Here is a 25,347-nt window from a genome sequence, read left to right as displayed (position 1 = left end):
GCCGTAGCAGGAGCCCGACTTGCCGCCGGGGTTGTCCGTGCACAGCTCGACCTTGCCGTCGAACGCCGCCGTGCACCGCGAGCCGTCGACGATCTGGGTGTCGAGCTGCTGCAACGTCGTCGGCGGCTGCCCGCAGTTCTGCGTCGGGCAGGTCTGGCCCCAGCCGAGCAGCCGCGTCGCGGTGCCGGGCGCCGCCGAGGTTCCGAGCGTGATCGGCGCTGCCTTGACCGGCGAGGCCAGCCGGACGAGCGCGATGTCGCCACCCGCGCCGGACGTGGTGAAACCGGGGTTCACCAGCAGCTCGGCGGGCTGGGCGGTTTCCCCGCCCGCCGTGCTGTCGTTGCTGCCGACCCGCACGCTCAGCACCGCCGCGCTCTTGCCCTGCACGCAGTGCCCGGCGGTGACCACCCAGGTCGGCGCGATCAGCGAACCCGCGCAGAACAGCTTGCCCGAAGCCGTGTGCAGCGAGACCGTGAACGGATACGGCTGGTCGGCGTCATGGCCGCCGATGATCGCGGGACCCGCCGACGCCGGCTGAACCGCCAGCGCCAGCGCGGCAGCGATCGCGAAGGTCAGCGCGAGCAGGCGTTTCACGGCAGCGGCGGGACGACGTCGTCGAGTGCGTCGTCGAGACTGCCGTCGAAGTCGACCGACGCGTACGCCCGCAGCTTCGTCAGCCGGTGGTAACCGTCGATCATGCGCACGGTGCCGGACTTCGAGCGCATGACGATCGATTGCGTGGTCGCGCCGCCCGCGCGGTAGTGCACGCCGCGCAGCAGGTCGCCGTCGGTGACGCCGGTGGCGCAGAAGAACACGTTGTCGCCCTGCACCAGGTCGTCCGTCAGCAGGATGCGATCGAGGTCGTGGCCCGCGGCCAGCGCCTTCTCGCGCTCCGCGGCGTCCTTCGGCCAGAGCTTGCCCTGCAGCTCGCCGCCGAGGCACTTCATCGCGGCGGCGGCGATGATGCCCTCGGGCGTGCCACCGATGCCGATCAGCATGTCGACGCCGGTGGTCGGCCTCGCCGCGGCGATCGCGCCCGCGACGTCGCCGTCGGAGATGAACCGGATCCGGGCGCCCGCGTCGCGGATCTCCTGGACGATCTTGTCGTGCCGCGGCCGGTCGAGGACGCAGACCGTGACGTCGCTCTTGCTGCCGCCCTTGGCCTTCGCGACGCGGCGGATGTTCTCGGCGATCGGCGCCGAGATGTCCACGGTGCCCGCGGCCTCGGGCCCGACGGCCAGCTTCTCCATGTAGAACACCGCGGACGGGTCGAACATCGCCCCGCGCTCGGCCACCGCGAGGACGGCGAGCGCGTTCGGCATGCCCTTGGCCATCAGGGTCGTCCCGTCGACCGGGTCGACGGCGACGTCGCAGTCGGGCCCGTCGCCGTTGCCGACCTCTTCGCCGTTGAACAGCATGGGCGCTTCGTCCTTCTCGCCCTCGCCGATCACCACCACCCCGCGCATCGAGACGGTGGCGACGAGCTGGCGCATCGCGTCGACCGCGGCGCCGTCACCGCCGATCTTGTCGCCGCGGCCCACCCAGCGACCGGCGGCCATCGCGGCGGCTTCGGTGACTCGCACCAACTCCATCGCGAGGTTGCGGTCGGGCGCTTCACGGCGTCGGGGCGCGCTGGTGGACTCGCTGGGCATGGTTGCCTCCGGATCAGGATCGGCGGGTGCTCAGTCTCTCAGATACCCGGAGGACTTCAGGAGGACGACGGCATGGCGAAGGTCACTGTGAGTCGCCGGGCTCATCTTCCACCGAAGCCAGCGCGGCTTCGATACGTTCCCTGGCTCCCTCGAGATGACGCTCGCAGAGCTTCGCCAGCTCCTCGCCCTTTTCCCAGAGCGCGAGCGACTGCTCCAGCGACAGCCCGCCCGCTTCGAGCTCGCGGACGACCTCGACGAGCCGGTCTCGGGCCTGCTCGTAGCCGAGCTCGGCGGTGTCGGTTCCAGACTTAGTCACGCTGTGTAATCTCCTACGGGCCTGCGGTGGCGCTCGGTGTCTGCGCAGACTACCGCGCTGGCCATGGCATGGTCGTAACCCACGAAGGCGAGGGCGAACTCCTGCCCGTCACCGTCCGCGATCGCTTCCTCGATCTGCTCCTGCGCCCCGGCCACCCGGCGGCGGTGCCCGGCGCCCTCGGCGAACCACCAGCGGGTGCCGACCTGCATCGAGGTCGCCTCCGAAAGGCGTCGCAGCTCGGAGCCGAGGCCCCAGCGCGCGGCCGAGCCGCAGCCTGCCAGCAGCGCCGTCCAGCAGGCGGTGGCCGCTCGGTCGGTCACCATCGCCTGCCGGAGCAGGAGCGTCGCGTCCAGGCGGGTGGCGGCGTCCACGGTCAGCGGGATGAAGGCGGCCCTGGAGTACATCCGCTACTTCCCCTCCCCGGTCTCGAGGGTCACGACCGCGCCCAGCGCGCCGTCCACGACCCGGACGCGCAGCAGCGCGCCGTCCTCGATCTCGGAGACGGACCGCAGCACCTGAAGGTTGCCTTCGCCGTCGGTGAACTGCACGACGGCGTAACCGCGCGCCAGCGTCGCCGCCGGGCCCAGCGCGGTCAGCCGCGCCCGCGCGCTCGTTAGTTCGGCCTGGTCCTTGGCCAGCAGGCCGAGCATCGCCCGGCGTCCGCGCTCGCGGTGGTTTTCGACGTCGTCGAAGCGGCGCTGGATCGGGCCGAGCGGATCGGCGAGCACCGGACGGCTGCGCAGCTGGGTGAGCAGCCTGGTCTGGGTGTCGACCCAGCCGTGCAGCGCGCGGCGGCCGCGGTCGCGCATCATGCGGACGCGCTCGGTCTCTTCGCGCACATCCGGCACGATCCGCTTGCTCGCGTCCGTCGGGGTGGAACAGCGCAGGTCGGCGACGTGGTCGAGCAGCGGGGTGTCCGGCTCGTGGCCGATCGCGCTGACCACCGGGGTCCGTGCGGCCGACACCGCGCGGCACAGCGCCTCGTCCGAGAACGGCAGCAGGTCCTCGACACTGCCGCCGCCGCGCGCGATGACGATGACATCGATGTCGGGGTCTTTGTCCAAAGTGGACAGTGCGCGCAGGATCTGCGGCACCGCCTGCGCGCCCTGCACCGCGGTGTTGATGACCTTGAACGCCACGTGCGGCCAGCGGGCCTGCGCGTTCACCAGCACGTCGCGTTCGGCGGCCGAAGCACGGCCGGTGATCAGCCCGATTCCCTTGGGCAGGAAGGGAAGCCGCTTCTTGCGTTCCTGGGCGAACAGGCCCTCGGCGGCCAGCAGCTTGCGCAGCCGCTCGATGCGGGCGAGCAGTTCCCCGATGCCGACCGCGCGGATCTCATTGGCGCGCAGGCTCAGCGTGCCGCGGCCGAGGAAGAACGTCGGCTTCGCGTGCAGCACGACGCTGGCGCCCTCGCGCAGCGGCGGTTCGACGTCACGCAGCAACCGCATCGGGCAGGTGACCGACATCGACACGTCCGCCGACGGGTCGCGCACCGTCAGGAACGCGGTGCTCGTGCCCGGCCTGGCCGAGATCTGGGTGACCTGGCCCTCGACCCAGACGGTGCCCAGCCGGTTGACCCAGTCGCCGATCTTGCGCGCGACCGTGCGGACGGGCCAGGGGGTTTCGGCGCTGCTGCCGGGCGCGGCGGTGGTGGATTCGGTGCTCACCGGCCGTCCGCGCCGTCGCCTTCGTCCTGCCCGGCCTTCTCGACGTTGCCGATGCGCCGCGCGAGCATGCCGATGAACGAGGCGCGGTTCGCGTTCGCCCGCTCGTAGGTCAGCAGCTCTTCCAGTTGTGCCAGGGAGAACCGGCGCAACCGGGCCCGCAACTGGGGGAGGGTGAGCTCGTCGTAGCCGCTCAGCCCGGCCGGGCCGTCCCCGGTTTCGGACGTCTCGGCGCTGTCGAACTCGCCGTCGGCGTGGTCCTCGGCGAGCGCGCGCTCCTCGTCGGCCCACGGGTCGGAAAGCTCGTCCTCAAGGTCCGGCAGTGCGGGTTTGTGGCCGTTGGTCTCCGCGCGGGGAGCGGGCACGTCCGCGTCGGGCGGCGGGACCGGCAGCCGGGTGATCGAGGCCGGGATCGTCAGATCGGGGAGGTCCTCGTCGAAGGTCGCCCAGCTGGGGGTGTCCTCGATCGGGCGAAGGCCGGACAGGGCGTCATCGCCCTTGATGGCGATCTCGGTGACGTGCTGCTGCACGCGCATGGAGAACTGCAGCACCTGGCTGACCACGGTGACGGGGAGCCCGGTGAGCTGCTTGGGGAGTTCACGAACCCGCTCGGCGGTGATGACGGCGAGGCCCGCGGCTACCCGGAGGGGGAGCGGGAGAGGCTTCATCCGTCTAGTCTGCCGTACTTGGGCCATCCTGCCCAACCGAACGGGTGTGTCGTGCGCCGAGACGTGACTCCGCGCACATGTTGCGGTGAGTCGACGCACACCACGATTGTGTGTCCGCAGGTCACCTGAATGGGACTTCTGGAGCCTTGGGGGCCGCCCCGTACGCTGGGGGCATGAGTGCAGCGAGTCCCGGAATCGAGCCCGCGGGCACCACGGCGATCACTGGATCCGGCGTGCCCACCACCGGAAAACGCGTCCTGCTCGCCAAACCGCGCGGGTACTGCGCGGGCGTCGATCGGGCGGTGATCGCGGTCGAAAAGGCTCTCGAGCTGTACGGCGCCCCGGTGTACGTCCGCAAGGAGATCGTGCACAACCGGCACGTCGTCGAGACCTTGCGCGACCGTGGCGTCATCTTCGTGGACGAGACCTCCGAGGTGCCCGAAGGCGCGCTCGTGGTGTTCTCCGCGCACGGTGTCTCGCCCGCGGTCCACGCCGAGGCCGCCGCCAGGGACCTCCGCACCATCGACGCGACCTGCCCCCTCGTGACGAAGGTGCACAAGGAGGTCAACCGGTTCGCGAACGACGACTACGACATCCTGCTGATCGGCCACGAAGGCCACGAAGAGGTCGAGGGGACCGCCGGCGAGGCGCCCGACCACGTCCAGTTGGTGGACACCGCCGAGGACGTCGGCAAGGTTTCCGTCCGCGACCCGTCGAAGGTCATCTGGCTCTCGCAGACGACGTTGAGCGTCGACGAGACGATGGAGCGCGTCGACCAGCTCAAGGGCCGCTTCCCCGGCCTGGCGGATCCGCCGAGCGACGACATCTGTTACGCCACCACGAACCGTCAGGTCGCGGTCAAGGCGATGGCCGCGGAATGCGACCTGGTGCTGGTGGTCGGCTCACAGAACTCGTCGAACTCGAAGCGACTCGTCGAGGTGGCGCTGAAGGCGGGCGCCCGCGCGTCGCACCTGATCGACTTCGCCCGCGAGATCGACGAGACCTGGCTCGAAGACGTCACCACGGTCGGCGTCACCAGCGGTGCTTCGGTGCCGGATCTGCTGGTCATGGAGGTCCTGACGTACCTCGCCGAGCGCGGCTGGGGCGACGTCGACGAGGTCACCACGGCCAACGAGAAGATCGCCTTCGCGCTGCCCCACGAGCTTCGCAAGGCGGAGCGCGCGAAGTCCTGCAACGACTGACCGCTCGCCCGCTCGCACCGCGAGTCCCACATTCAGGGGCTCGAGTTCCACACTCACGCTCCCCGAGTCCCACCTCGGGGAGCGCGATCCGCACCGGCCTGATTTCAGACCCCTCAGGGCGCGCGCCGGGACCAGCAGTAGTTGCGCGTGCGGATAAAGCGCGTCCGCAACTCGTCGCCGAGTCGCGCTCGCTCGTCTGGCCCAGCCGATCCCGTCACAACGTCTGAATGGCTGGAGCGCACCGGCCTGCGCGACGTTTCCCGCTGGTGGTCGGCCGGGAGGGGTGGTTACTGCTCGTCGTCCCATGGGCGGCCCCGGCGGGGCTCGCCGCGGCGTGGTGCGCGGCGGGGTCCGTCGGAGCCGGGGTCGTCGGCACCGGGAGGTCGACGCCGGGGTGCGCCGGGGGTCCCGTCGGCCCGGGGCTCGCCTCGGCGACGAGGCGGCTCGCCATCCTGGGGGCGCGGGGCGCGGGGCTGCCGGGTGCCGTCCGGCGGCGGCTTGCGGGTACCGCGGGTGCCGGGGTCGCGGGTGCGACGCGGAGCGTCTTCGGGCGCCGGACGTCCTCGGCGCGGCGGCTGGCCGGTGTCGTCCTGGCCACGGCGGCGGCCAGGCGGGACGGGCGTCTGGCCGGTCCTGCTGCTCGCGGGCAGTGGAGTCTGGCCGGTGCGGTTGCTCCCCGCCGGACGGCCACGGCCTGCTTCGCCGCGCGGGCGGGCGGGCCTGGCCTCGTCGTCGGGCCTGCGGCGTTCGGGCTTGGCGCCCGACTTGAGCTTGACCGGCGCGTCCGGGTCACGCTCACGGTAGATCCGGAAAAGGCCGAGCAGCAGGGTCGCACCCGTGGTGATGGCCATGGTCGGGAAGCCGTTGATCAGGGGTTTGCCCACGCTGACCACCTGCGCCAGCATGTCCGACTGGGTGGAGGCGGTGGTCAGCAGAATCGTGACGGGCACGGTGATGGCCAGCACCAGCGGTGGTTGCACCATCGGCCCGAAGAGCCCTCTTCGCTGCACGGTGGCGACTGCGCCCACCGCGCCCACGAAGTAGCAACCCTGGAAGATCAGGCCCAGGTCCGTCTGCAGCATCTCGTTGACGAAGGCGCCCAGCAGGGCCAGGCCGAAGCCGACCAGCACTGCTGCCCACCAGGTCAATCCTCGCCTGGCGCCGATGACCTGACGCTCGTCCCAAGGTACGGGGACGTCGTCGGCATCTGGATCGCGCTGGCGATCGCGAATCGCGGTCACGAGACAACACCGTATCCCGTGGTTGTAAAGATCTTGCTACCACTCCGCGCCCGGAGCGCCCGGGACACCCGAGGGCGTGACATCCGTTGCCCTGCCGATGGTGCCTGTGCAGGGCGTTATGACCGTTTCGCGGACCTGCGAAAAAGCTCCCCCGGACGGCCTTTCTAGCTCGTTGCCAGCTCATCCCCCTTGCGGATGGCCGGGACGGGCGCCGGGCTGGCCGCCGCGTCGGTGAGCGGTGCCACCGTCCCGCGAAAAGTTTCCAGCGCCTCCAGCTCGCGGCGGCGTGCGGAGACGAACCGCTGCAGGTGGGTGCTGGACAGGTTCAGCGCGTCCACCGCGTTGCCTGCCGCCCGATGCGCCGCGGCGGCCCCGCTGCGCACCTGCTCGACGTCGTGGACCAGCGCGCGGTCGCTCGCCGCGAACAGTGCCGCCGACGCCAGCACCGCGAACCCCGTCGGCCCGCAGATGAACACCCGCCTGTCGATCAGCCAGCGCAGCAGCTCGGGGTCGGTGTCCAGCGCGGCGACCACGGCCGCGTCCGAGGGCACGAACATGATCGTGCCGTAGATGGCGTCGGCCCAGCGCTGGTAGCCCTTGCCCGCCAGCTCCGCGGCCCGGGACCGCAGATGTCGCACGTGCACGCGCAGCGCGTCCAGCCGCTCGTCCGGGTTGTTCGTCTCGACCGCCTCGGCCCAGCAGGCCATGCTGGCCTTGGCGTCCACCGGGACGGTCCGGCCGCCGCCGACCCGCAGCACCATGTCGGGCTTCGCGGCGCCACCGCCCGCGAGGTCGGTCTGCAGGGTGAAATGCAGCTCCTCGCGCAGTCCGAGCGCGCGTGCCGTCTCGACGAGCACCTGCTCACCCAGCTCGCCGCGGCCGCTGATCGACGCGAACGCGACCTCGTACCGGCGCAGCGCCAGCTGCTGCTCGTCCACCCTGGCCCGTTCGGTGGCGACCTGCTTGACGGCCACGTCCGCCCGGCGCATGCCGTCGTTGTACAGCCGCCACAGCACCGCCGCCGCGATGAGCAGCAGCAGCGCGAGCACGATCGCGGCGGTGGTGACCACCGTCCCCACAGGCCTTCTCCTTCCTGGTCGAAGTCTCGGGAGCCATCATGGCGGAAGGCACCGACAAAAACGGATCGCCTCGTCGCGCTGCGTACATGACCAGCGACTTCGCCGGTTCCGCCACGGCGTGTCGCACCGGCCCCGCGGGCCTTGCCGCGAGAGGACTTTTCGCGCGCTGCCGAGGTCGGCGTCATCCGAGGTCCTCAAGATGTCCGGTCACGCTCCGAATCCGCAGGTGGCAGCACTCGCGAGGCTGGCGCTTACCCGGGAGAACCGCTACGATGTCGAACACACGTTCGAGTGACGCAGCGGCGCGCCTCCACCATCTCGCCGGTGTCCGGCCATACCGTGGGCCACGTGAGATTCCTCCACACCTCCGACTGGCACATCGGCCGCACCTTCCACGGCGCCGATCTGCTCGCCGAGCAGGAAGCCGTGCTCGGGCACCTCGCGGACCTCGTGGCCGCCGAGGCGATCGACGCCGTCCTGGTGGCGGGGGACATCTACGACCGCGCGGTGCCCTCGGCCGAGGCCGTGCGGGTGGCCACCAGCGCGTTGAGCCGGATTCGCCAGGCCGGTGCCCAGCTGGTGATCACCCCCGGCAACCACGACTCCGCGCCGCGGCTGGGCGCGTTCGCCGAGTTCGCCGCCGCCGGTGGACTGCACCTGCGCTCGACCATTGCGGGCCTCGCCGAGCCCGTCCTGCTGGCCGACGAGCACGGCCCGGTGGCCTGCTATGGCATTCCGTACCTCGAACCCGAGCCCGCCCGCCACGCGCTGGGTGTGCTCGGCGCCCGGGGGCACACCGGCGTGCTCACCGAGGCCATGCGCCGCGTCCGAGCCGACCTCGAGACGCGGCCTGAAGGCACGCGCTCGGTCGTGCTCGCGCACGCGTTCGTCACCGGGGGCGCGCCCAGCGAGTCGGAGCGGCCGATCGCGGTCGGTGGCGTCGAGCAGGTGCCGGGAGCGGTTTTCGACGGCGTCGACTACGTGGCCTTGGGGCATTTGCACGGCCCGCAAACGCTTGCTGAGCACCTTCGCTACTCAGGCAGCCCGCTGGCCTACTCGTTCTCCGAGAGCAAGCAGCGCAAGTCCGCCTGGCTGGTCGACCTCGACGCCGGCGGGCTCGCCGAGGTCCGAAGGCACGAGCTTCCGGTGCCGCGCAGACTCGGTCATCTGCGCGGTGAGCTGGCGGACCTCCTGTCCGAGCCCGAATTCGCCGAGTGGATCGAGTACTACCTGTCGGTCACGGTGACCGACCGGGTGCGCCCGGTCGACGCCATGCGCAAGCTTCGCGAGCGGTTTCCGTACGCGGTCCACCTGGAGTGGCAGCCCGCGGGCGGTGACGCGGGCTCCGCGCTGAAGTACGCCGAAGCCGTCAAAGGCCGCCCCGACATCGAGATCGCCCGGAATTTCCTGGGCGATTGCCGGGGCGCGCCGCCCAACGAGCGTGAGGAGCGGCTGATCCTGGACGCGCTGAGCGCCGCGGGCATCGGGGTCGACCGATGAGGCTGCACCTGCTCGAAGTGGCTGCTTTCGGCCCGTATGCAGGCCGCGAGGTGGTCGATTTCGACTTACTGGGCGCCGACGGGCTCTTCCTGCTGCACGGGGACACCGGCGCGGGCAAGACCACACTGCTCGACGCGATCGCGTTCGCGCTGTTCGGCCAAGTCCCCGGCGCGCGTGGCGAGGTCAAACGGCTGCGCTGCGACCTCGCCGAGCCGGACGAGCGGACCGAGGTCGTGTTGGAGCTGACGGTGCAGGGCCAGCGGCTGCGCATCGTCCGCGGCCCGGAGTACCAGCGGCCCAAACGACGTGGTGAGGGCACGACCACCCAGCAGGCGAAGGCCTCGCTCACCTGGATCGGCACGGTTCCGCACGGCCATGTCCCCGAGGGTGTCACCCGGATCGACGAGGTCGCGCGCACCGTCGAGCGGCTGCTCGGCATGACGGCACCCCAGTTCTTCCAGGTCGTGCTGCTGCCGCAGGGCGAGTTCGCGCGGTTCCTGCGCGCGAACACCACCGAACGTGAGGAACTGCTGGAGCGGCTCTTCGGCACCGAGCGGTTCTCCGACGTCGAGAGCTGGTTCTCGAACCTTCGCACCGAGCGTGGCCGCGAGCTGGACAAGCGCCAGCAGGCCGTCCGCGAGCTGGTCGCCCGGTACGGCCAGGTGGCACGCGAGGATGCGCCAGAGGAAAGCCAGGCCGAGTGGGTCGCTTCGGTGCTGCGGGCGGCCACCGAACGCGTCGTACGGGCCCAGCAGAACGAAGAGACGTCGAAAGCGGCGGCCAAGGTCGCCGAGACGGCTTGGCACGAGCAGCAGGCGTCGGCCGAGCGCGTCCGGCGGGTGCGGAACGCGCACACCCGGCTGACCGTGATCGCCGAGCGAGCCGGGGAACGCGCCGAGCAGGCCGAGGAGGTCGCGGCCGCGCACCGGGCCACCGGGATCGTCGTGGACGTCGACCTGCTGGACAAACGGAAACGCGAATTCACCGAAGTCGAGCTGGTGGAGACGCGTAGTGCTCGCGAGCTGGTGAAGCTGGGTCACGAAGGCGCCGACGCGCCGGTCGCTGAGCTGCGGGCCAAGGCTGGCTCCGTGCGCGAAGAGGCCGGAGCGCTGGCGGAGCTCGTCGTCGAGGCGGAGCAGCAGGAGCGCGACCACAAGCGGCACGGTCAGCTGCGGCTGTCGGCGTCACAGAGCGCGAAGCAGGTCGAAGAGCTCATCGCGAAGCTCGACTCGGCGCCTGCGAAGGTCTCCGAGCTCAGGGCTCGCGCGGTGGTGGCCGCGGCGTCCGAAGCGAAGCTCGACGGAGTCCGTGCGCGAGATGAGGAGCTGACGTCCGCGTTGCGGGACGCCGAGCAGCTGCCCATGGCGGGTGGAGCCGCCGAGCGGGCGGAAACCGTTGTGCGGCAAGCCGTCGACGTCCACCAGCAGGCCCGGCAGTGTCGTCTCGACCTGCGTGAGCGCAGGCTCGAAGGAATGGCCGCCGAGCTCGCCGCGGGGCTCGAGGCAGGGGAGGCGTGCCCAGTCTGCGGTTCGGCTGAACACCCGGAACCCGCTGCTCATGTCGGCGGCCTGGTCGATCCGGCCGAGGAGCGGGCTGCGGAAAAGGCCGAGCAGCAAGCGGAGAAGGGGCGCCAGCGCGCCGAAACGGCGTTGAACGACGCCAGGACACGGCTGGCCGAACTGCAGGCCCGGCTCGGGGAACGCACGCGGGACAAGCTGGTGGCCGAGCTGGCGCAGGCGCGGGAGTTCGCGAGCTCCTTGCGGGAACTGGCCGGGCAGAAGGTGCGGCTGGAAGCCCAGGTCGTCACGCTGGAACGGGATGCCGGGCTGCTCACCGAGCGGCGCCGCGCGGCTGAACAGGCCGTCACCGAGGCGGAGACCGGGCTCCGGGTGCTGGCCGAGCGCATCGGGGAGCGCGAGCGGCGACTCGTCGCGGCCAGGGGAGAGCATCCGGACGTCGGCGCCCGGCGGCGTCACCTGCTGTCGCTGGTGGCCGCGCTGGAGGCGCTCGCCGACGCGCGCACGGCTGTGGCCGGTGCGCGCGAGCGGCTGGCCGAGCAGCGCACGACGGTCGAAGTCGCTTTGGAGAGCAAGGGTTTCGCTTCGGTCGCCGACGTCCGCGCCGCGGCGAGGTCCGAGGAGCTGATCGAGAAGCTCGAGAAGAGCCTGTCCGACACAAGGGCCATGGAAGACAGCGCGCGCCAGACGTTGACAGAGCCGGAGCTCGCCGGAATCTCACCTGACGATTTCGTCGATGTGGGTTCGGCAGCGGATCTCGCGCAGACCGCCCGGGTCGAGGCGGAGTCCGCGCTGGTCACGCTCAAGGCGGCGGCGACCCAGGAAGCCGACCTGACCGGCCTGTCGGAGCGGATGAGCGCCGCGCTGAGCGAACTCGCGCCGGTCGAAGAGCGCTTCGCTGAGCTCAAGGCGTTGTCCGAGGTCGTCAACGGCCGCGGGCAGAACGCGCGGAAGATGTCGCTGCGTTCGTACGTTCTCGCCGCCAGGCTGGAGGAGGTCGCCTTGGCGGCCACGGCCAGGCTGCGCGCGATGAGCCAGGGGCGCTACTCGTTCGTGCACTCCGACGCGGCCGGAGCGCGCGGCACCCGCGGCGGCCTCGGCCTCGACGTGCTCGACGACTACTCGGGCACGGTCCGCCCGGCGAAGACGTTGTCCGGCGGCGAGTCGTTCCTGGCGTCACTCGCGCTGGCGCTGGGCCTCGCCGACGTGGTGGCCGCCGAGACCGGCGGCGCGCTGCTCGACACCCTGTTCGTCGACGAGGGTTTCGGCACGCTCGACGCGGAAACCCTCGACATCGTGATGAACATCCTCGACGAACTCCGCGCCGGCGGCCGGGTCGTCGGCCTCGTCTCGCACGTCGAGGAGCTGCGCCAGCGCATCCCGACCCGGCTCCGCGTCCGCAAGTCCCGCACCGGCTCAAAACTCGAAGTCCGGTCCGGCTAGCTCGCCCACGCCATGAACGGACCGGTTATGGCGAAAACTGCCATAAACGGTCCGTTCACAACGCTGGGGGGAGGGTCAGGCGCGCGGGGTTTCGTGGTCCAGCAGCCAGCGCTTGGCGTTGACGCCCCACCGGAAGTTGCCCAGCGCGCCGCCCGTGCGCACCACCCGGTGGCACGGCACGAACAACGCCGCCGCGTTGCGCGCGCAGGCCGAGGCCGCCGCCCGCACCGCCGCCGGGTTGCCAGCCAGCTCGGCGTATCCCGCGTAACTGACCGGCTTGCCCGCCGGCACCGTGCGCAGGACGTCCCAGGCCCGCTCGCGGAACTCGCCGGAACGCTGGCGGACCTCGATCTCGTCGACAGCGTCGAGCTCACCAGCGTGGTACTCGCGGATCGCCGTGGTCACCGGGCCGAGGTCACGCCGGTGCTTCACCTCGCCGGGCAGCAGCGAAGGCGAGATCAGCGGGGTCAGCTCGCCGACCTCGCCCGTCCAGCCGGAGGCCAGCACCGCGCCGTCGCCCGCGACCACCGCCGTGAACGGGCCGATAGCAGTGTCCAAAGTAGACCAATAACCGATACTCACGACAAATCTCCTTGGTAGAAAAGCATTTCAGGCACTCGCGTGCCACAGGTACATACCGGCGTAGGAGGACCACGGGCGCCACGCCCGTGCCCGTTCGTCCAGTGCGTCGATGCCCAGCGCGGCAGCGCCCCGCCGCAGCGCGAGGTCGCCGGTCAGCACCACGTCGGGCGCGCCGAGCACGCGCATCAGGACGTAGTCCGCGGTCCACGGATCGATGCCCGGCAGCGTCAGCAGTTCGGCCCGCAGCTCCGCGGGATCGCGGCCGACGTGCACCTCGACGACTCCGTCCGCGAGCGCGGCGGCGACCGTCGTGACGGCCTCGACCTGCTCGCGCGGGCCGCGCAGGATCTCTCCGCCACCGGCCGCGACCTGCGCCGACGTCGGGAACAGCGTGGTCAGGTCGGTGTCGTCGCCGAGGGGGAGCCGGTCCCCGAGGGCCGCCGCGAGCGAGCCCGCCGCCGTCCTGGCCGCGGCGATCGAGACGTGCCGGTCGAGCATCGCCCGCAGCACCAGCTCGTCCCCGTCGACCGCGCCCGGCACCCGCATCCCCGGTATCGCGGCGATCAGCGGCGCCAGGTCCGGATCGGCCCCCAGCACCCGGCCGACGGCTTCGGGGTCCGCGTCGAGGTCGAGCAGCCTGCGGACCCTGGCGACCGCGCTGCTGAGGTCGCGCAGGTCGGTGAGCCGCAGTTCGCAGCGGACGTGGTCCGCCCGCGCGCTCAGCCAAGCCGAGCCGGACCCGTGTGCCAGCCGCAGCGTCCGGCCGTAGCCGGTCACACCGGAGTCGTCCCGGGTCACGTGCTCGACTCCCGGCACCGCGCGGTCGGCGAGGAACCGGAAGACGCCGTCGGCGTCGAAGGGCGGGCGGTACGGCAGGCGCAGGGACAGCTGCGTCCCCGTCCCGTGATCTTCTCGACGCCCGCGGCGCAGGCTCGCCGCGCGAAGCTGCGAAGGCGTCGTCACGAACACCTCGCGGATGGTCTCGTTGAACTGCCTGACGCTCGAGAACCCGGCCGCGAAAGCCACGTCGGTCAGCGGCAGCTCGGACATCTCGATGAGCAGCCGCGCCGAGTGCGCCCGGTGCGCGCGGGCCAGTGCGAGCGGCCCCGCGCCGAGCTCGGTGGTGAGCACCCGGCCCAGCTGACGCTCCGAATAGCCGAGCCGCCGGGCGAGCCCGGGGACGCCGTCACGCTCGACCGTCCCGTCCGCGATCAGGCGCATCGCCCTGGCGGCCAGGTCGGCGCGGATGTCCCAGTCCGGTGAGCCGGGGACGGCGTCGGGCAGGCAGCGCCGGCAGGCTCGGTAGCCGTTGGCCTGCGCGGCCGCCGACGTCGGGTAGAAGCTGACGTTCTTCTCTTTGGGGGTCAGCGCGGGGCAGGACGGGCGGCAGTAGATGCCGGTGGTCCGCACCGCCATGATGAACTGGCCGTCGAAGCGCGGATCGCGGGCGGTCACCACGCGGTAGCACTGTTCGGTGTCGCGCCAGAGAGCCCGCGGCGCGGGGGCGAGTGTTGCCATGTGGTCGATGATGCCACCAGGTCGCAGCCCTGACTGGCGGGAATCCGACACGACGTTCCTGGCGCTCGAGACCGGCACGGGAAGGCGCCGCGCGGGGCCACGTAGACTGCCAGCCCGTGAGTCTCACCCTCGGCATCGTCGGCCTGCCCAACGTCGGCAAGTCCACCCTCTTCAACGCGCTGACGCGCAACGACGTGCTCGCCGCGAACTACCCGTTCGCGACGATCGAGCCCAACGTCGGCGTCGTGCCGCTGCCCGATTCGCGGCTGAACAAGCTCGCCGAGGTCTTCGATTCGGCGAAGCTCGTGCCGGCGGTGGTCTCGTTCGTGGACATCGCGGGCATCGTCAAGGGCGCGTCGGAGGGCGCGGGCCTCGGCAACAAGTTCCTCGCCAACATCCGCGAGGCCAACGCGATCTGCCAGGTCATCCGCGTGTTCGACGACCCCGACGTGATCCACGTCGACGGCCGCATCGACCCGATGAGCGACATCGAGACGATCAATACCGAGCTGATCCTCGCCGACCTCCAGACGCTCGAAAAGGCCGTCTGGCGGCTCGAAAAGGAAGCGCGCACCAAGAAGGACGCGAAGCCGGCGCTGGAAGCGGCGCAGAAGGCCAAGGAGATCCTCGACGGCGGCCGCACACTCTTCTCGGCGCAGAAGGACGTCGACCTGGAGCTGCTTCGCGAGCACAGCCTGCTCACGTCGAAGCCCTTCCTGTACGTCTTCAACGCCGACGAAGGCGTCCTGACGGACGACGCGCGTCGCGAGGAGCTGACCAAGATGGTCGCCCCCGCCGACGCGGTGTTCCTTGACGCGAAGGTCGAGCAGGAGCTCCTGGAGCTCGACGACGAAGAGTCCGTCCGCGAGTTGCTCGAGTCGGTCGGCCAGGCCGAGCCGGGCCTGCACGCCCTCGCGCGCGCCGGGTTCCACACCCTCGGCTTGCAGACCTACCTGACGGCGGGCCCGAAGGAAGCGCGCGCCTGGACGATCCCCGCGGGCGCGACCGCCCCGCAGGCCGCGGGCGTCATCCACACGGACTTCGAGCGTGGCTTCATCAAGGCCGAGATCGTCGGCTTCGAGGACCTGGTCGAGGCGGGCTCGATCGCCGCCGCGCGTTCCGCGGGCAAGGCCCGCATCGAAGGCAAGGACTACATCATGGCCGACGGCGACGTGGTCGAGTTCAGGTTCAACGTCTAGTTGCTTCATGGCGATGACGTTGAGGTTGAACATTGAGGTTGAACATTGAGGTGCAGGAACGCGCGTAAGCGGGAGGCCGTTGTGCGGGCGATCTCCGACGCCGCCGCGCGGTCTGTGCGTGACGATCGGGTTCGAGCCCTGTCGGACGAGGGCCGCCTGCGCTACGCCTCGTTGCTCGATCGCCTGGCGCGGTGACCGTCGAATATCTGACTCTGGACGATCTTCTGGCCCTTGCGGCCGTGGGATTGCTTGACGCGGCGGCGCACCGGCCGCGGCCTTCGCCGAGGGGGCAGGCTGCCTGGCTTGGTGCTGACCGTTCAAGCGAGCTGTTCGGCGGCGACCAGCTTCTCCATCGGGTCCACCGCCAGGCCACCGCTGACGACGATGGCGACGGCCATCGCGGTGAGCAGGACGGCCGTGCCCAGCCAGGCCATCGTGTCGATCGGCAGGGTGTACGCGCCGATCACCCTGGCCACGCATTCGGTCAGCAGCGAGACTCCCCAGATCACCGAGAACAGCCGCTCGTGCCTGCGGAACGCGGCGGAGTTCGCGGCGAGCCGGTCCCACGCCGCGCTCTTGGCCGCGTTGCCCTTGGTGACCCACGGCTTCAGCCCGGCGGTCATCATCGGCCGCCCGAAGAACGCCGTGGCCAGCACGGTGATCGCGATCAGGCCGCTCACGCCGCTGTCCTTCGCCAGCATCAGCCGCGGGTCGCCGACGAGAAGGCCGAGCAGCAGGGCGACCACGTTCGAGGCGAGGATCAGCGCGGAGAAGCTGTTCACCCGGCGCTGTTTCGCCAGTCCCCAGACGACGCGGGCCATCGGCAGGACGCTGCCCCAGCCCAGCGAGGCCGTCGTGCTCAGGCCGAAACCCTTGCTGAGCAGGTAGTAGGTTCCCACCGGCACGCCGACGTCGACGATCAGCGACCTGAGCCCGTCCAGCGGACCGCTGTGCGGTGCTTCGGTCTTGGGTGCGGCGATGGTCTGGGTCATGATCGGTACCCCTTGGTGCGGCGTTCGTTTTCCTGGCCGCGTTCAGCTTCCTGCTCCTGGCAGGGCGGGGAGGATGCCGAAACCGCGAACCTCGTCATGACATCTGTCAGGGAGTGCCGCGCCGTCGCCCGCCTGGAAGCGCACGTCTTGACCAGACCACGCCGTCCGTAGGCGCCCAGAATTCGAGGCTTCCGTCGGCGGACCGGCTGAGGTACGGCGGTTTTGAGCGTCGCGGGATCGAGGACCTCGGGGCTGCCGCCGTCCGAATCCACCGGAAGTGTCAGCCGCCGAGTGACGTGGCTGCCCAGTCAGTCGTGGTGGGCAGGAGCAGGCAAGCGAGGGCCGTGATGGTGCGTCTTCGCGACATGTAGTGAAGCGACATCCGTCAGGGGACCCCTACCGGGAAGGTCTCGATGCGGACGACGGCCAGTGCGCCGTCCAGCGCGGTAATGGTTCCGGGTTCGGTCAGCAGCGCCGAATCGCGGTGCTCCAGGCAGTGCGGTGGCGAGTCCCCGGCGACGATCGTCAGCCCTTCGGAGAGCGCGACGACGAGCACCGTTTCGCCGTGCGTGACCGTGACATCGCGCGGCTGGGTGACGGTGACCGTGGCCGTGGCGCGGTGCCGCCGGGTCATGACGTTGAGGTTGCGCGTCGGCCCGGAGACCAGGCGGCAGGTGACGGTGGCGTCCCCGGAAAAGGTGAAGGGCACCGCCCGGCGCACCTCGTGCTCGGCGCCGTCGAGGGTCAGCAGCATGCCCTCGCCCTCGATCCCGGTGATCGTGCGCTGGACCCCGGGAAACACCGAGAACGGCCCGCCGGAGTCGACGTCGGCGATGCTCACGCGCCAGTCGAACGCGGGGAGGGCGGGGGAGGCGGCGACCTCCCGGGTGATGCCCGCGCCGTTGCGCCATCCGACCGGCTCGAGGTGGCGCCAGCGCAGCACGGTCATCGGCACAGTCGGGTCCTTCGCTCGGGAATTGCCTGGCCGAAGGACCATATCCGGGGTGGCGAAGCGCTCACGCCGCCCCTGCCGTGGCGGGGCGAGCGGGCTTGAGGGCTGCCCGCCACTAACGAGGGGGGAGGTATTAGCGGCGGGCAGCACCCATACCTTAGCCGCTGACCGCCGGTGCGGTACTCCTGCCGGTTCGCCGGATCGGGTGTCGGCCGGAGAGCCCGGCGCGAGAGCCGTGCCGTGAAGGCCGCCTTCACGGCGTTAGACGCTGTCAGGCCCGTCGCCGACGAGGCGACGGGCCTGGTCAGAGACAGTGGCCTTCAGGTGACCTTTGGACCCCGGCGCCAGACCAGCACCGACCGCTGGGCGTCGCCCGTGCTTCCCTGGTAGCGGGCGGTGAGCGTGAGCGTGTCGCCGTCCAGTTCCGCGTCGCGCCAGATGGACCGGCCGACCCAGTTGGGGAACGAACTGAGCGTGACGTGGTGGGTCACCCGGCCCTTGGACAGCTCGAAGGTGCCCGCGTAGCCCTGGTAGGTGTCCAGCGCCTCGACCTTCTCCGCGGCGGTGCCCTCCTCCTGCGCGACGCCGCCGAACGGCGTACGGCCGCTGTTCATCAGGTGCACCGACATGTGCCCGTCGGCGCAGTAGACGAGCATGCCCTGGGGATCGCTGCCCTTCGGTGACGCCGCCACGTCGCCGTTCGCGTCGAGCCGGACGAACGAGACGAGGTGCCAGACCCCGAGTAGGGCATCGGTCGACATCGGCGCGAACTCCTTTGCGGTATACGGAAAGACCAGTGGATCTTACGTCAGGACGACTACGCTGGGCAGTGTCCCTGGTGAGCGGGAACTGGTGGGGGACGACGTGCTGGAGCTGTCGCCGGTGGTGGCCAACCGGACGATGAACCGGGAACGCCGCCTCGCCGGGCGGGACGGTTACTCGCGGGTCCCCGGCGGAGCCCTACGACCTGATCACCTGTGTGCGCGGCCTGCACGGTGCACTCCTTACTCCTGCCCCGGAACAGCGTGACGACGCCGTCACTATCCGTCCCTTGTGGACCGTTCGGTACCGGACATTTCGGGAAACGCCTCCGTCGGCCGCCGTGCTCGTGCGAGGCTGTGTGCCGATTACCCGACGCAAGGAGTGGGCCATGCTCGTCTGGGGCTACCGGACCAAGATCTTCATGCTGGCGATGGTCACCTTCGTCTGCGGACAGTGCGGGAACCCGGCCGCCCACGCGCTGCGCAAGGCGGTCACCAAGTTCACCCTCTTCTTCATCCCGCTGTTCCCGATCAACATCAAGTACTCCACGCAGTGCACGTTCTGCGGGAGCACGAACAGGTTGACGAAGGAGCAGGCGCTCCCGCTGATCCCGCCGGAGACCGCCCCGCAGGACCAGGCTCCGCAGCAGGGGCAGGCACAGCAGCAGATCGCGCAGCACCCGGCCCAGCAGCAGCACCCGGCCCAGCAGTACGCGCACCCGCACCCGCAGCAGCAGTACCCGCAGCAGCAGTACCCGCCGCAGCAGAACCAGTACCAGCCGCCGCAGCCCTGAGCTTGCTTGCTCACATCTCCTGTCCGGACAGGTCCATGATCGGCCGTACTTCCACCGTGGTGAACCGCGTGCCGGGCACTCCCGCCGCGATCTCGCTCGCCCGGTCGATGTCCTCGCAGTCGACCACGAGGTAGCCGGTCAGCTGCGCCCCGGCTTCGGCGTACGGCCTGTCCGTCGTCGCCGGGACCCCGCCGCGGCCAGAGAACGTCCTCGTGTTCACCGGATCGGCCAGTGCCGCACCGGCGACCAGTTCCCCGGACCCGGCGAGCTCTTCGAGCAGCCCTCGCACACCCAGGCTCGCCGGGTCGCGGTAGATCAGCAGCAGATACTTCACGCTCCGCTCCTCACGTTCGCGGCGGCGCCGCTCGGTTGATGGTCGGAGCGGCCATCCCGATCTCGACGTCCGGCCCGGCGTGTTCGCTGAGTGAGAACGGGTCTCCCGGTCCGCGATCGGATCCTGTGAGTTCGCGGAGAGTGCTCGCCACCGGTCGCGCTGAGGGTTTATGATCTCCCTTCGCGTCACCGAGATCTGCGGAGCGAATCAGGAACGACGCTGGGAAACCTTGCTGAACAGCGGTTTTGGTCCACCATGAGCGCGCGTCGAATCTCATCGCCCCACCCGGGTACTGTTCTGCCACCTACCGGACGCGAGGAACTTGATCTATGTCGGAACAACAACCCGCACGTCTTCGGGAAGAGCGCCGGCCGGTCGGCCGGGCGGTGCTCGCGGTGCTCGTCACCGCGGTCGTCGTCGGTGCTCTCTGGGTGTGGGTGACCCTGTCGATGCCCAGCAGTGAGCAGACGTTTGTCGCCATCGCGGGCGTGATCACCTGGATCCTGTTGTGCGCGGCCGTGTTCGTCGCGGTGCTGCGCTCGGATGAGGTGGCCCGCGCCGAGGACAAGGTGCGCCAGGCCCGCAATGAGGTGAGCGACGCCCGTGAGCGGGTCGGCGCGGCCAGCAATGAGCTGTCCCGGCTGATCGACCAGACGTTGCCCACCGCGGTCAAGATGCTCCGCGGCGGCGCCACGGCGGACACCGTCTTCGCCGAGATGCCGCGTCCCGCCGAGGACACCCACCGCCGCATCCTGCGGGTGCTCGTCGATGAGATCGCCGTCGGTGAGCGGCGCCGGGCCGCCTCGACGGCCGCCTGCGCGAACGCCGCCGGCCGCGTGCAAGCGCTTTCCACCAGCACTCTCGCCGCCTTGCGCGAGATGGAGAACCGCTGCTCCGACGAGCTGCTCGGAGACCTGCTGAACATCGACCACAGCACGGCGCAGACCGGCAGGCTCGCCGACAGCATCGCGGTGCTCACCGGCGCCCGCTCCGGCCGTCGCTGGACGAAGCCGATCCGGATGGAGAGCATCCTGCGCGGCGCCATGGGCCGCATCGGCGCCTACCAGCGCGTCCGCGTCCACTCCACCAGCGGTGCGGCGGTCGCCGGTTACGCGGCCGAGGACGTCATGCACACGCTGGCCGAGCTGATGGACAACGCGACGAAGTTCTCGGCGCCGTCGGAAGAGGTCCACGTCTACGTCGAGGACCTGCACAACGGCGCGGTGATCACCATCGAAGACGGCGGCCTCGGCATGAAACCGCCCGCGCTGGCCCGCGCCGAGATGGCCGTCTCGCTGGGGCAGCCGCTCGACATGACGATGCTTTCGGGCACCCGGCTCGGCCTCGCCGTCGTCGGCTGCCTGGCCCGCAAGCACCAGCTGCACGTGTTCTTCCGGCCGTCCTCGCGCGGCGGGATCGGTGTGGTCCTGCGGATCCCGAACCAGCTCATCACCCAGCCGCGGCCAGAGCCGTTCCCGGAGCCGGAGCGCGAGCCCGTCGCCGTCATCGCGGGACGGCTCGAAACCGGCACCGCCTACTCGGAGCAGCCGACGATCTTGACCGAGCCCACCGATCTGCCGAGGCGGCCCCGTGGCCAGACCCTGACCGCAGCCTCGCGCCCGGCGCCGTCGCCGGTGCCGCGGCCCACCCGCTCCCATGTGGACACCGGCTCGCGCTTCGGCGCCTTCCAGCAGCGACGCAAGCCCGACACAGACCCGGCCAGGCACTCTGCCCCGGTCGACGCGGAGGACGACGACTGACGTGAATCCAGCTTCAGCTGTACCGCTGCCGAACCGGAATACCCAGATTGGAGTGAGGGGGCGTCCCCGGCACCAGGTGCCGGAAACGGCGGCCCCCGGATTCTCGATGAACGCGACGAACCCGAGCCTCGAATGGCTGCTGGAAAACCTCATCGGAAACACCCCGGGAGCGCTGCACGCGCTGGTGCTGTCGAAGGACGGCCTCAAGCTGTGCCACACCGCGAGACTGAACGTGGACAGGGCCGACCAGCTCGCCGCGATCGCCGCCGGCGTGCAGGCGCTGTCGCACGGGGCGTCGGTCGAGTTCGGTGACGGGACCGGCGGGGTGCGCAACTCCATGACCGAGTTCCACGGCGGGATCCTGTTCATCGTCGAGGCCGGGATCGGCTCGCACCTCGCGGTGATCGCCGCCGAGGACGCCGACGTCGGCCTCATCGGGCACAACATGGACGAGCTGGTCGAGCAGATCGGCGCGTTCCTCACCGCCCCACCGCGATACGCCCCGTCCGGCGGCCTGGGCGCATGACGGCGCGGTCGGCGCTCGAGGACGAGGATCCGGATCGGCTCTACACCCTCACCGGCGGACGCAGCCGGACGGCCGAGATCGACCTGGACCTGGTCACGCTGATCGTCAGTGAGTCCGACCCCGCCGCGGGCATGCAGTCCGAGCACGTGAAGATCCTGCGGATCGCCGGCAGGCCCACCGCCGTCGTGGAGATCTCCTCGGAGCTGAGCCTGCCGGTGAGCGTGGTCAAGATCCTGATCGCGGACCTGCTCGACACCGGCAGGGTGTCGGCCCGCCATCCGTCCTCGGCCGGTACCAGCGCGCAAATCCCCGACTCCGATTTCCTGAAGAAGGTGCTCGTTGGACTCCGCAATCTCTGAACGAACCGCTCGCACCCCCCTGCTCTCCACCGCGACCGACGGTCTGAAGATCGTCATCGTCGGCGGCTTCGGGGTGGGCAAGACGACCATGGTCCGTTCGGTCAGCGAGATCCGGCCGCTGAGCACCGAGGAGACGATGACGCAGGCGGGGGTCGGCGTCGACAGCACCAGCGGGGTGCAGGGGAAGACCACCACCACGGTCGCGTTCGACTTCGGCCGCATCAGCCTCGACGAGCGCATGGTGCTGTACCTGTTCGGCGCGCCGGGGCAGGAGCGGTTCTGGTTCCTCTGGGACAGGCTGTTCTCCGGCACGCTCGGCGCGGTGGTGCTGGTGGACACCCGGCGGCTGGCGGATTCCTGGTACGCCATCGACCGGCTGGAGCACCACGGGACGCCGTTCATCGTGGCGCGCAACAACTTCGGCCCGCCGAACCACGATCTGAGCGAGGTCCGCAGCGCGCTGACGCTGTCCGAGGACGTGCCGCTGATCGACTGCGACGCCCGCCACCGCGATTCGTCCAAGCAGGTCCTGATCGCCCTCGTCGACCACCTCTACGCCCTGTCCACCGCCCGGGAGACCCAGTCGTGACCGATTTCCAGCGCCCCGCCGCCCCGGCGGACTCGTCGTCCACTTCGGACAGAGTCCGGTTGTACGGCGCGCAGTTCCTGACCGACCCCGCCGCGCTGTACTCGCAGCTCCGGCAGCAGTTCGGGGGCGTGGCCCCGGTTCTGCTCGACGGCGACATCCCGGCCTGGCTGGTCACCGGCTACCGCGAGATCCACCAGGTGAGCAGTGATTCGCAGCTGTTCGCGCGCGACACCCGCCGCTGGAACCAGTGGGACAACGTCCCCGGCGACTGGCCGCTGCTGCCCTACGTCATGCACAACCCCTCGGTGATGTTCACCGAGGGTAACGAGCACCGGCGCCGCGCCGGGGCCATCGGCGACGCGCTGTCCGCGGTGGACCAGTTCGACCTCCGCGCGCACTGCGAGCGCATCGCGGACCGGCTGATCGACGGTTTCGTCGGCAGCGGCCAGGCCGACCTGGTCGCCCAGTTCGCCATGCAGGTCCCGCTGCTCGCGGTCGCCAAGATGTACGGCATGCCGGAGGCGGCGACCCCCGCGCTGGTCCGCGACGTCGCGATCTCGCTGGACGTCGGCCCCGACGCGATCCCCGCGTACCTGCGCGTGCAGGAGGCGATGGGCAGGCTGCTGGCGCTCAAGCGTGAGCTTCCCGGCGCCGACGTGCCGACGCACATGATGCGCCACCAGGCGAACCTCACCGACGACGAGATCGTCCAGGACCTGCTGGTGGTGACGGCCGCGGCGCAGCAGCCGACGGCGAACTGGATCGGCAACACCATCCGGCTGATGCTGACCGACAGCCGGTTCGCGATGACGCTTTCGGGCGGGCGGGGCAGTGTCGGGCAGGCCCTCAACGAGGTGCTCTGGCACGACACGCCGACGCAGAACTTCATCGGCCGCTTCGCCACCCGCGACACCCAGCTCTCGGGCAACCGGCTCCGCGGCGGTGACCTGCTCGTGCTCGGCCTGGCCGCCGCCAACGCCGACCCGCACGTGCGGCCGGACCTGTCCGCGGGCGCACAGGGCAACCATGCGCACATGTCGTTCGGCCACGGCGAACACGGCTGCCCGTATCCCGCGCCCGAGGTCGCTGACGTCATCGCCAGGACCACCGTCGAGGTGCTGCTCGACCGGCTGCCGGACCTGGCCCTCGCGGTGCCCGCGGAGTCCCTGGTGTGGAGGCCGTCGGTGTGGATGCGCGGGCTGGAAAGCCTGCCCGTCACCTTCACCCCGACCTACGTCTCCGCGCAGCCGGGGACGGCCGCCGCACCAGGGATCTGGTGAGCTAGGAGGGGGTGAACCGGACCGGCAGCGAAGCCGGACCCCGGGTGAACACCCCCTTCTCGGTCGGCGTGAAGCCGTCCTCGAGCCGGAGATCGGGCATCGCGTCGAGCAGCTGGTTGACGCCGACCTCGATCTCCGTCTTGGCCAGCAGCGCGCCGACGCAGAAATGCCTGCCCAGCGCGAAGGACAGGTGGTTGGCCGCGGCGGAGAACGCCGTGTCCGTCGGCAGGTCGTCGCGGAAGATGTCGAACGAGTCCGCGTGGGCGAACCGGCGCGGGTCGCGGTTCGCGGCGCCGATCAGGCAGGTCACCGTGCTGCCCGCGGGCACGGTGCGCCCGGCGATCTCGATGTCCTCGGCGGGCTGGCGCATGATCATGTGCACCGGGGGCGTGTACCGCAGCGTCTCCGCGAAGGCCTTCGGGACGAGACTCCGGTCGGCGCGGACCGCGGCCAGCTGCTCGGGGTGCTCGAGCAGGTTCTTGAACAGGCTCCCGATGGCCTTGTCGGTGGTCTCGCCGCCCGCGGCCAGCAGCAGGCTGCAGAAGGCCTTGATGTCCTCGTCGCTCATCGTGGTGCCGTCGACCTCGGCGGCGCACAACGCGGAAAGCAGGTCGTCGCCGGGGTTCTCCCGGCGTTCCTGGATGATCGGGATCAGGTACGCGGCCAGCTCCTCTCGGGTGCGGACACCGGCCGCCGCGACCTCGGGGTCCTGGCTGAGGTTGCTGAGGAAGCCGATGATCGCGGTGTACCAGACCTGGAAGCGCTCGTGGTCGCTCTGGTCCAGACCGAGCATGTCAACGATGACATTGATCGGGAAATGGCGCGCGTAGTCCTCGACGAGGTCCACCGAGCCCTGGGCGCGGAAGGTGTCGATGAGCTCGCGGGAGTTGCGCTCGATGACCGGCCGGAACTTCTGGTCGAGCTCGTTGCCCCGGAACGCGGGCGCCACCAGCGCCCGCCGGATCGAGTGCTCGCGGCCACTCATCTGCAGGATCGTGCGGCCGTGCGCCGGTTCGAGCTGCCAGCCGTAGTTGTCCGTGGTGTAGACGGCTTCTTTGAAGGCCCTCGAGACGTCCTCGTAGCGCGAGACGAGATAGCTCTGCATGCCTTCATGCCAGCTGAGGGGTGCATCCTCGAGCATGATGTGGTAGGAGGGATACGGGTTCGCGGCGAATTCGGGGGATAGGATGTCCGGTGCCTGACTTGCTCTGGTCACGAAGCTCCCTCGCTCAACGATGGATTTTCAGGCTAGCGAGGATCGTTGCTCTTGCGAAAGAAGTTCAGGCTGTTGGACTAGTACTACAGGGCTAGATCTCTAGCATCTGGAGGCGGAGGCGTCGTCTGAAGTGGCTTCTTCGTGCGTCTGCCTGGTGTCCGCGTCGCCAGGCAGACGCACGGAGGCCCTGGTCGATGACGTGA

General features: G+C 70.4%; 25 protein-coding genes and 1 pseudogene. 11 read left to right on the top strand and 15 right to left on the bottom strand.

Annotated elements, in window-relative coordinates:
- The 6 genes from QMK34_RS39590 to QMK34_RS39565 form a co-directional block, all read right to left on the bottom strand.
- Nucleotides 1-594: S1 family peptidase (locus tag QMK34_RS39590; protein WP_442785322.1), on the bottom strand; the 594-nt coding region annotated here is incomplete at its 3' end.
- Nucleotides 591-1,652 carry a class II fructose-bisphosphatase gene (gene glpX / locus QMK34_RS39585; protein WP_326419936.1) on the bottom strand — a complete coding sequence of 354 codons (1,062 nt, stop codon included), beginning with the start codon at nt 1,650-1,652 and terminating at the stop codon, nt 591-593. The genes QMK34_RS39590 and glpX, both read right to left, overlap by 4 nt.
- Nucleotides 1,653-1,734: 82 nt before the next feature.
- Nucleotides 1,735-1,968 (bottom strand): exodeoxyribonuclease VII small subunit, encoded by a 234-nt coding sequence (locus QMK34_RS39580; RefSeq protein ID WP_326419935.1) that lies wholly within the window; start codon nt 1,966-1,968, stop codon nt 1,735-1,737.
- Nucleotides 1,965-2,372: a hypothetical protein gene (locus QMK34_RS39575; protein ID WP_326419934.1), complete on the bottom strand. Its 408-nt coding sequence runs from the start codon at nt 2,370-2,372 to the stop codon at nt 1,965-1,967. The genes QMK34_RS39580 and QMK34_RS39575 overlap by 4 nt, the downstream gene beginning before the upstream one ends.
- A gap of 3 nt (nt 2,373-2,375) precedes the next feature.
- Complete coding sequence (gene xseA, locus QMK34_RS39570; RefSeq protein ID WP_326419933.1) at nt 2,376-3,635, bottom strand: exodeoxyribonuclease VII large subunit; 1,260 nt, start codon at nt 3,633-3,635, stop codon at nt 2,376-2,378.
- Complete coding sequence (locus tag QMK34_RS39565) at nt 3,632-4,300, bottom strand: lipid droplet-associated protein (protein ID WP_326419932.1); 669 nt, start codon at nt 4,298-4,300, stop codon at nt 3,632-3,634. Before QMK34_RS39565 ends, xseA begins: the two co-directional genes overlap by 4 nt.
- Nucleotides 4,301-4,473: 173 nt before the next feature.
- Between QMK34_RS39565 and QMK34_RS39560 the strand changes: the two genes are divergently transcribed.
- Complete coding sequence (locus QMK34_RS39560; RefSeq protein WP_326419931.1) at nt 4,474-5,502, top strand: 4-hydroxy-3-methylbut-2-enyl diphosphate reductase; 1,029 nt, start codon at nt 4,474-4,476, stop codon at nt 5,500-5,502.
- 287 nt (nt 5,503-5,789) lie between these two features.
- On the opposite strand, the gene QMK34_RS39555 is transcribed toward QMK34_RS39560, so the two are convergent.
- Complete coding sequence (locus QMK34_RS39555) at nt 5,790-6,743, bottom strand: DUF6542 domain-containing protein (RefSeq protein ID WP_326419930.1); 954 nt, start codon at nt 6,741-6,743, stop codon at nt 5,790-5,792.
- 164 nt (nt 6,744-6,907) lie between these two features.
- Nucleotides 6,908-7,822: a DNA recombination protein RmuC gene (gene rmuC, locus QMK34_RS39550; protein WP_326419929.1), complete on the bottom strand. Its 915-nt coding sequence runs from the start codon at nt 7,820-7,822 to the stop codon at nt 6,908-6,910.
- Nucleotides 7,823-8,170: 348 nt separating this feature from the next.
- On the opposite strand from rmuC, the gene QMK34_RS39545 reads away from it, so the two are divergent.
- Together QMK34_RS39545 and QMK34_RS39540 are read left to right on the top strand one after the other, a co-directional pair.
- The gene (locus QMK34_RS39545; protein WP_326419928.1) at nt 8,171-9,322 is read left to right on the top strand and encodes an exonuclease SbcCD subunit D; all 1,152 of its coding nucleotides are present in this window, start codon (nt 8,171-8,173) and stop codon (nt 9,320-9,322) included.
- Nucleotides 9,319-12,282, top strand: coding sequence for an SMC family ATPase (locus QMK34_RS39540; RefSeq protein WP_326419927.1), 2,964 nt, complete (start codon nt 9,319-9,321; stop codon nt 12,280-12,282). Before QMK34_RS39545 ends, QMK34_RS39540 begins: the two co-directional genes overlap by 4 nt.
- Before the next feature lie 75 nt (nt 12,283-12,357).
- Here the strand turns inward: QMK34_RS39540 and QMK34_RS39535 are convergent, their stop codons facing one another.
- Both QMK34_RS39535 and QMK34_RS39530 read right to left on the bottom strand, forming a co-directional pair.
- Nucleotides 12,358-12,864: a methylated-DNA--[protein]-cysteine S-methyltransferase gene (locus QMK34_RS39535; protein WP_326419926.1), complete on the bottom strand. Its 507-nt coding sequence runs from the start codon at nt 12,862-12,864 to the stop codon at nt 12,358-12,360.
- A gap of 27 nt (nt 12,865-12,891) precedes the next feature.
- Nucleotides 12,892-14,382, bottom strand: a complete 1,491-nt coding sequence (locus tag QMK34_RS39530) for an AlkA N-terminal domain-containing protein (protein WP_326419925.1) — start codon at nt 14,380-14,382, stop codon at nt 12,892-12,894.
- Between the two features lie 116 nt (nt 14,383-14,498).
- Between QMK34_RS39530 and ychF the strand changes: the two genes are divergently transcribed.
- Together ychF and QMK34_RS39520 are read left to right on the top strand one after the other, a co-directional pair.
- On the top strand, nt 14,499-15,581 hold the full coding sequence (ychF, locus tag QMK34_RS39525) for a redox-regulated ATPase YchF (protein WP_326419924.1): 1,083 nt from the start codon (nt 14,499-14,501) through the stop codon (nt 15,579-15,581).
- Between the two features lie 13 nt (nt 15,582-15,594).
- Nucleotides 15,595-15,776: pseudogene (locus tag QMK34_RS39520) on the top strand (CopG family transcriptional regulator).
- A 122-nt stretch (nt 15,777-15,898) separates the two neighbouring features.
- Here QMK34_RS39520 and QMK34_RS39515 read toward each other — a convergent pair.
- The 3 genes from QMK34_RS39515 to QMK34_RS39505 all read right to left on the bottom strand — a co-directional run bounded on the left by QMK34_RS39515 (nt 15,899) and on the right by QMK34_RS39505 (nt 18,286).
- Nucleotides 15,899-16,573: a VC0807 family protein gene (locus tag QMK34_RS39515; RefSeq protein ID WP_326419923.1), complete on the bottom strand. Its 675-nt coding sequence runs from the start codon at nt 16,571-16,573 to the stop codon at nt 15,899-15,901.
- Between the two features lie 385 nt (nt 16,574-16,958).
- Nucleotides 16,959-17,522, bottom strand: coding sequence for a HutD/Ves family protein (locus QMK34_RS39510; protein WP_326419938.1), 564 nt, complete (start codon nt 17,520-17,522; stop codon nt 16,959-16,961).
- Nucleotides 17,523-17,845: 323 nt separating this feature from the next.
- On the bottom strand, nt 17,846-18,286 hold the full coding sequence (locus tag QMK34_RS39505; RefSeq protein WP_326419922.1) for a lipocalin-like domain-containing protein: 441 nt from the start codon (nt 18,284-18,286) through the stop codon (nt 17,846-17,848).
- A gap of 389 nt (nt 18,287-18,675) precedes the next feature.
- Here QMK34_RS39505 and QMK34_RS39500 point away from each other — a divergent pair, with 389 nt between their 5' ends.
- Nucleotides 18,676-19,080, top strand: coding sequence for a zinc-ribbon domain-containing protein (locus QMK34_RS39500; protein WP_326419921.1), 405 nt, complete (start codon nt 18,676-18,678; stop codon nt 19,078-19,080).
- A gap of 10 nt (nt 19,081-19,090) precedes the next feature.
- Here the strand turns inward: QMK34_RS39500 and QMK34_RS39495 are convergent, their stop codons facing one another.
- Complete coding sequence (locus QMK34_RS39495) at nt 19,091-19,414, bottom strand: YciI family protein (protein ID WP_326419920.1); 324 nt, start codon at nt 19,412-19,414, stop codon at nt 19,091-19,093.
- Nucleotides 19,415-19,743: 329 nt separating this feature from the next.
- Here QMK34_RS39495 and QMK34_RS39490 point away from each other — a divergent pair, with 329 nt between their 5' ends.
- The 5 genes from QMK34_RS39490 (at nt 19,744) to QMK34_RS39470 (ending at nt 23,928) form a co-directional block, all read left to right on the top strand.
- On the top strand, nt 19,744-21,174 hold the full coding sequence (locus QMK34_RS39490) for an ATP-binding protein (RefSeq protein WP_326419919.1): 1,431 nt from the start codon (nt 19,744-19,746) through the stop codon (nt 21,172-21,174).
- Between the two features lie 106 nt (nt 21,175-21,280).
- Nucleotides 21,281-21,700 carry a roadblock/LC7 domain-containing protein gene (locus tag QMK34_RS39485; protein WP_326419918.1) on the top strand — a complete coding sequence of 140 codons (420 nt, stop codon included), beginning with the start codon at nt 21,281-21,283 and terminating at the stop codon, nt 21,698-21,700.
- Nucleotides 21,697-22,059 (top strand): DUF742 domain-containing protein, encoded by a 363-nt coding sequence (locus QMK34_RS39480; protein WP_326419917.1) that lies wholly within the window; start codon nt 21,697-21,699, stop codon nt 22,057-22,059. Before QMK34_RS39485 ends, QMK34_RS39480 begins: the two co-directional genes overlap by 4 nt.
- Complete coding sequence (locus QMK34_RS39475) at nt 22,040-22,648, top strand: GTP-binding protein (protein WP_326419916.1); 609 nt, start codon at nt 22,040-22,042, stop codon at nt 22,646-22,648. The genes QMK34_RS39480 and QMK34_RS39475 overlap by 20 nt, the downstream gene beginning before the upstream one ends.
- A complete protein-coding gene (locus tag QMK34_RS39470; RefSeq protein ID WP_442785321.1) occupies nt 22,645-23,928 on the top strand; it encodes a cytochrome P450 in 1,284 nt (427 codons plus the stop codon). Before QMK34_RS39475 ends, QMK34_RS39470 begins: the two co-directional genes overlap by 4 nt.
- Nucleotide 23,929: 1 nt before the next feature.
- Here the strand turns inward: QMK34_RS39470 and QMK34_RS39465 are convergent, their stop codons facing one another.
- Nucleotides 23,930-25,144: a cytochrome P450 gene (locus QMK34_RS39465; RefSeq protein ID WP_326419915.1), complete on the bottom strand. Its 1,215-nt coding sequence runs from the start codon at nt 25,142-25,144 to the stop codon at nt 23,930-23,932.
- Between the last annotated feature and the right edge of the window lie 203 nt (nt 25,145-25,347).

The sequence above is a fragment of the Amycolatopsis sp. H20-H5 genome (assembly GCF_035828755.1).
In the GTDB taxonomy this organism is placed as follows: Bacteria; Actinomycetota; Actinomycetes; order Mycobacteriales; family Pseudonocardiaceae; genus Amycolatopsis.
This window is presented reverse-complemented; position numbering and strand designations above follow the sequence as displayed.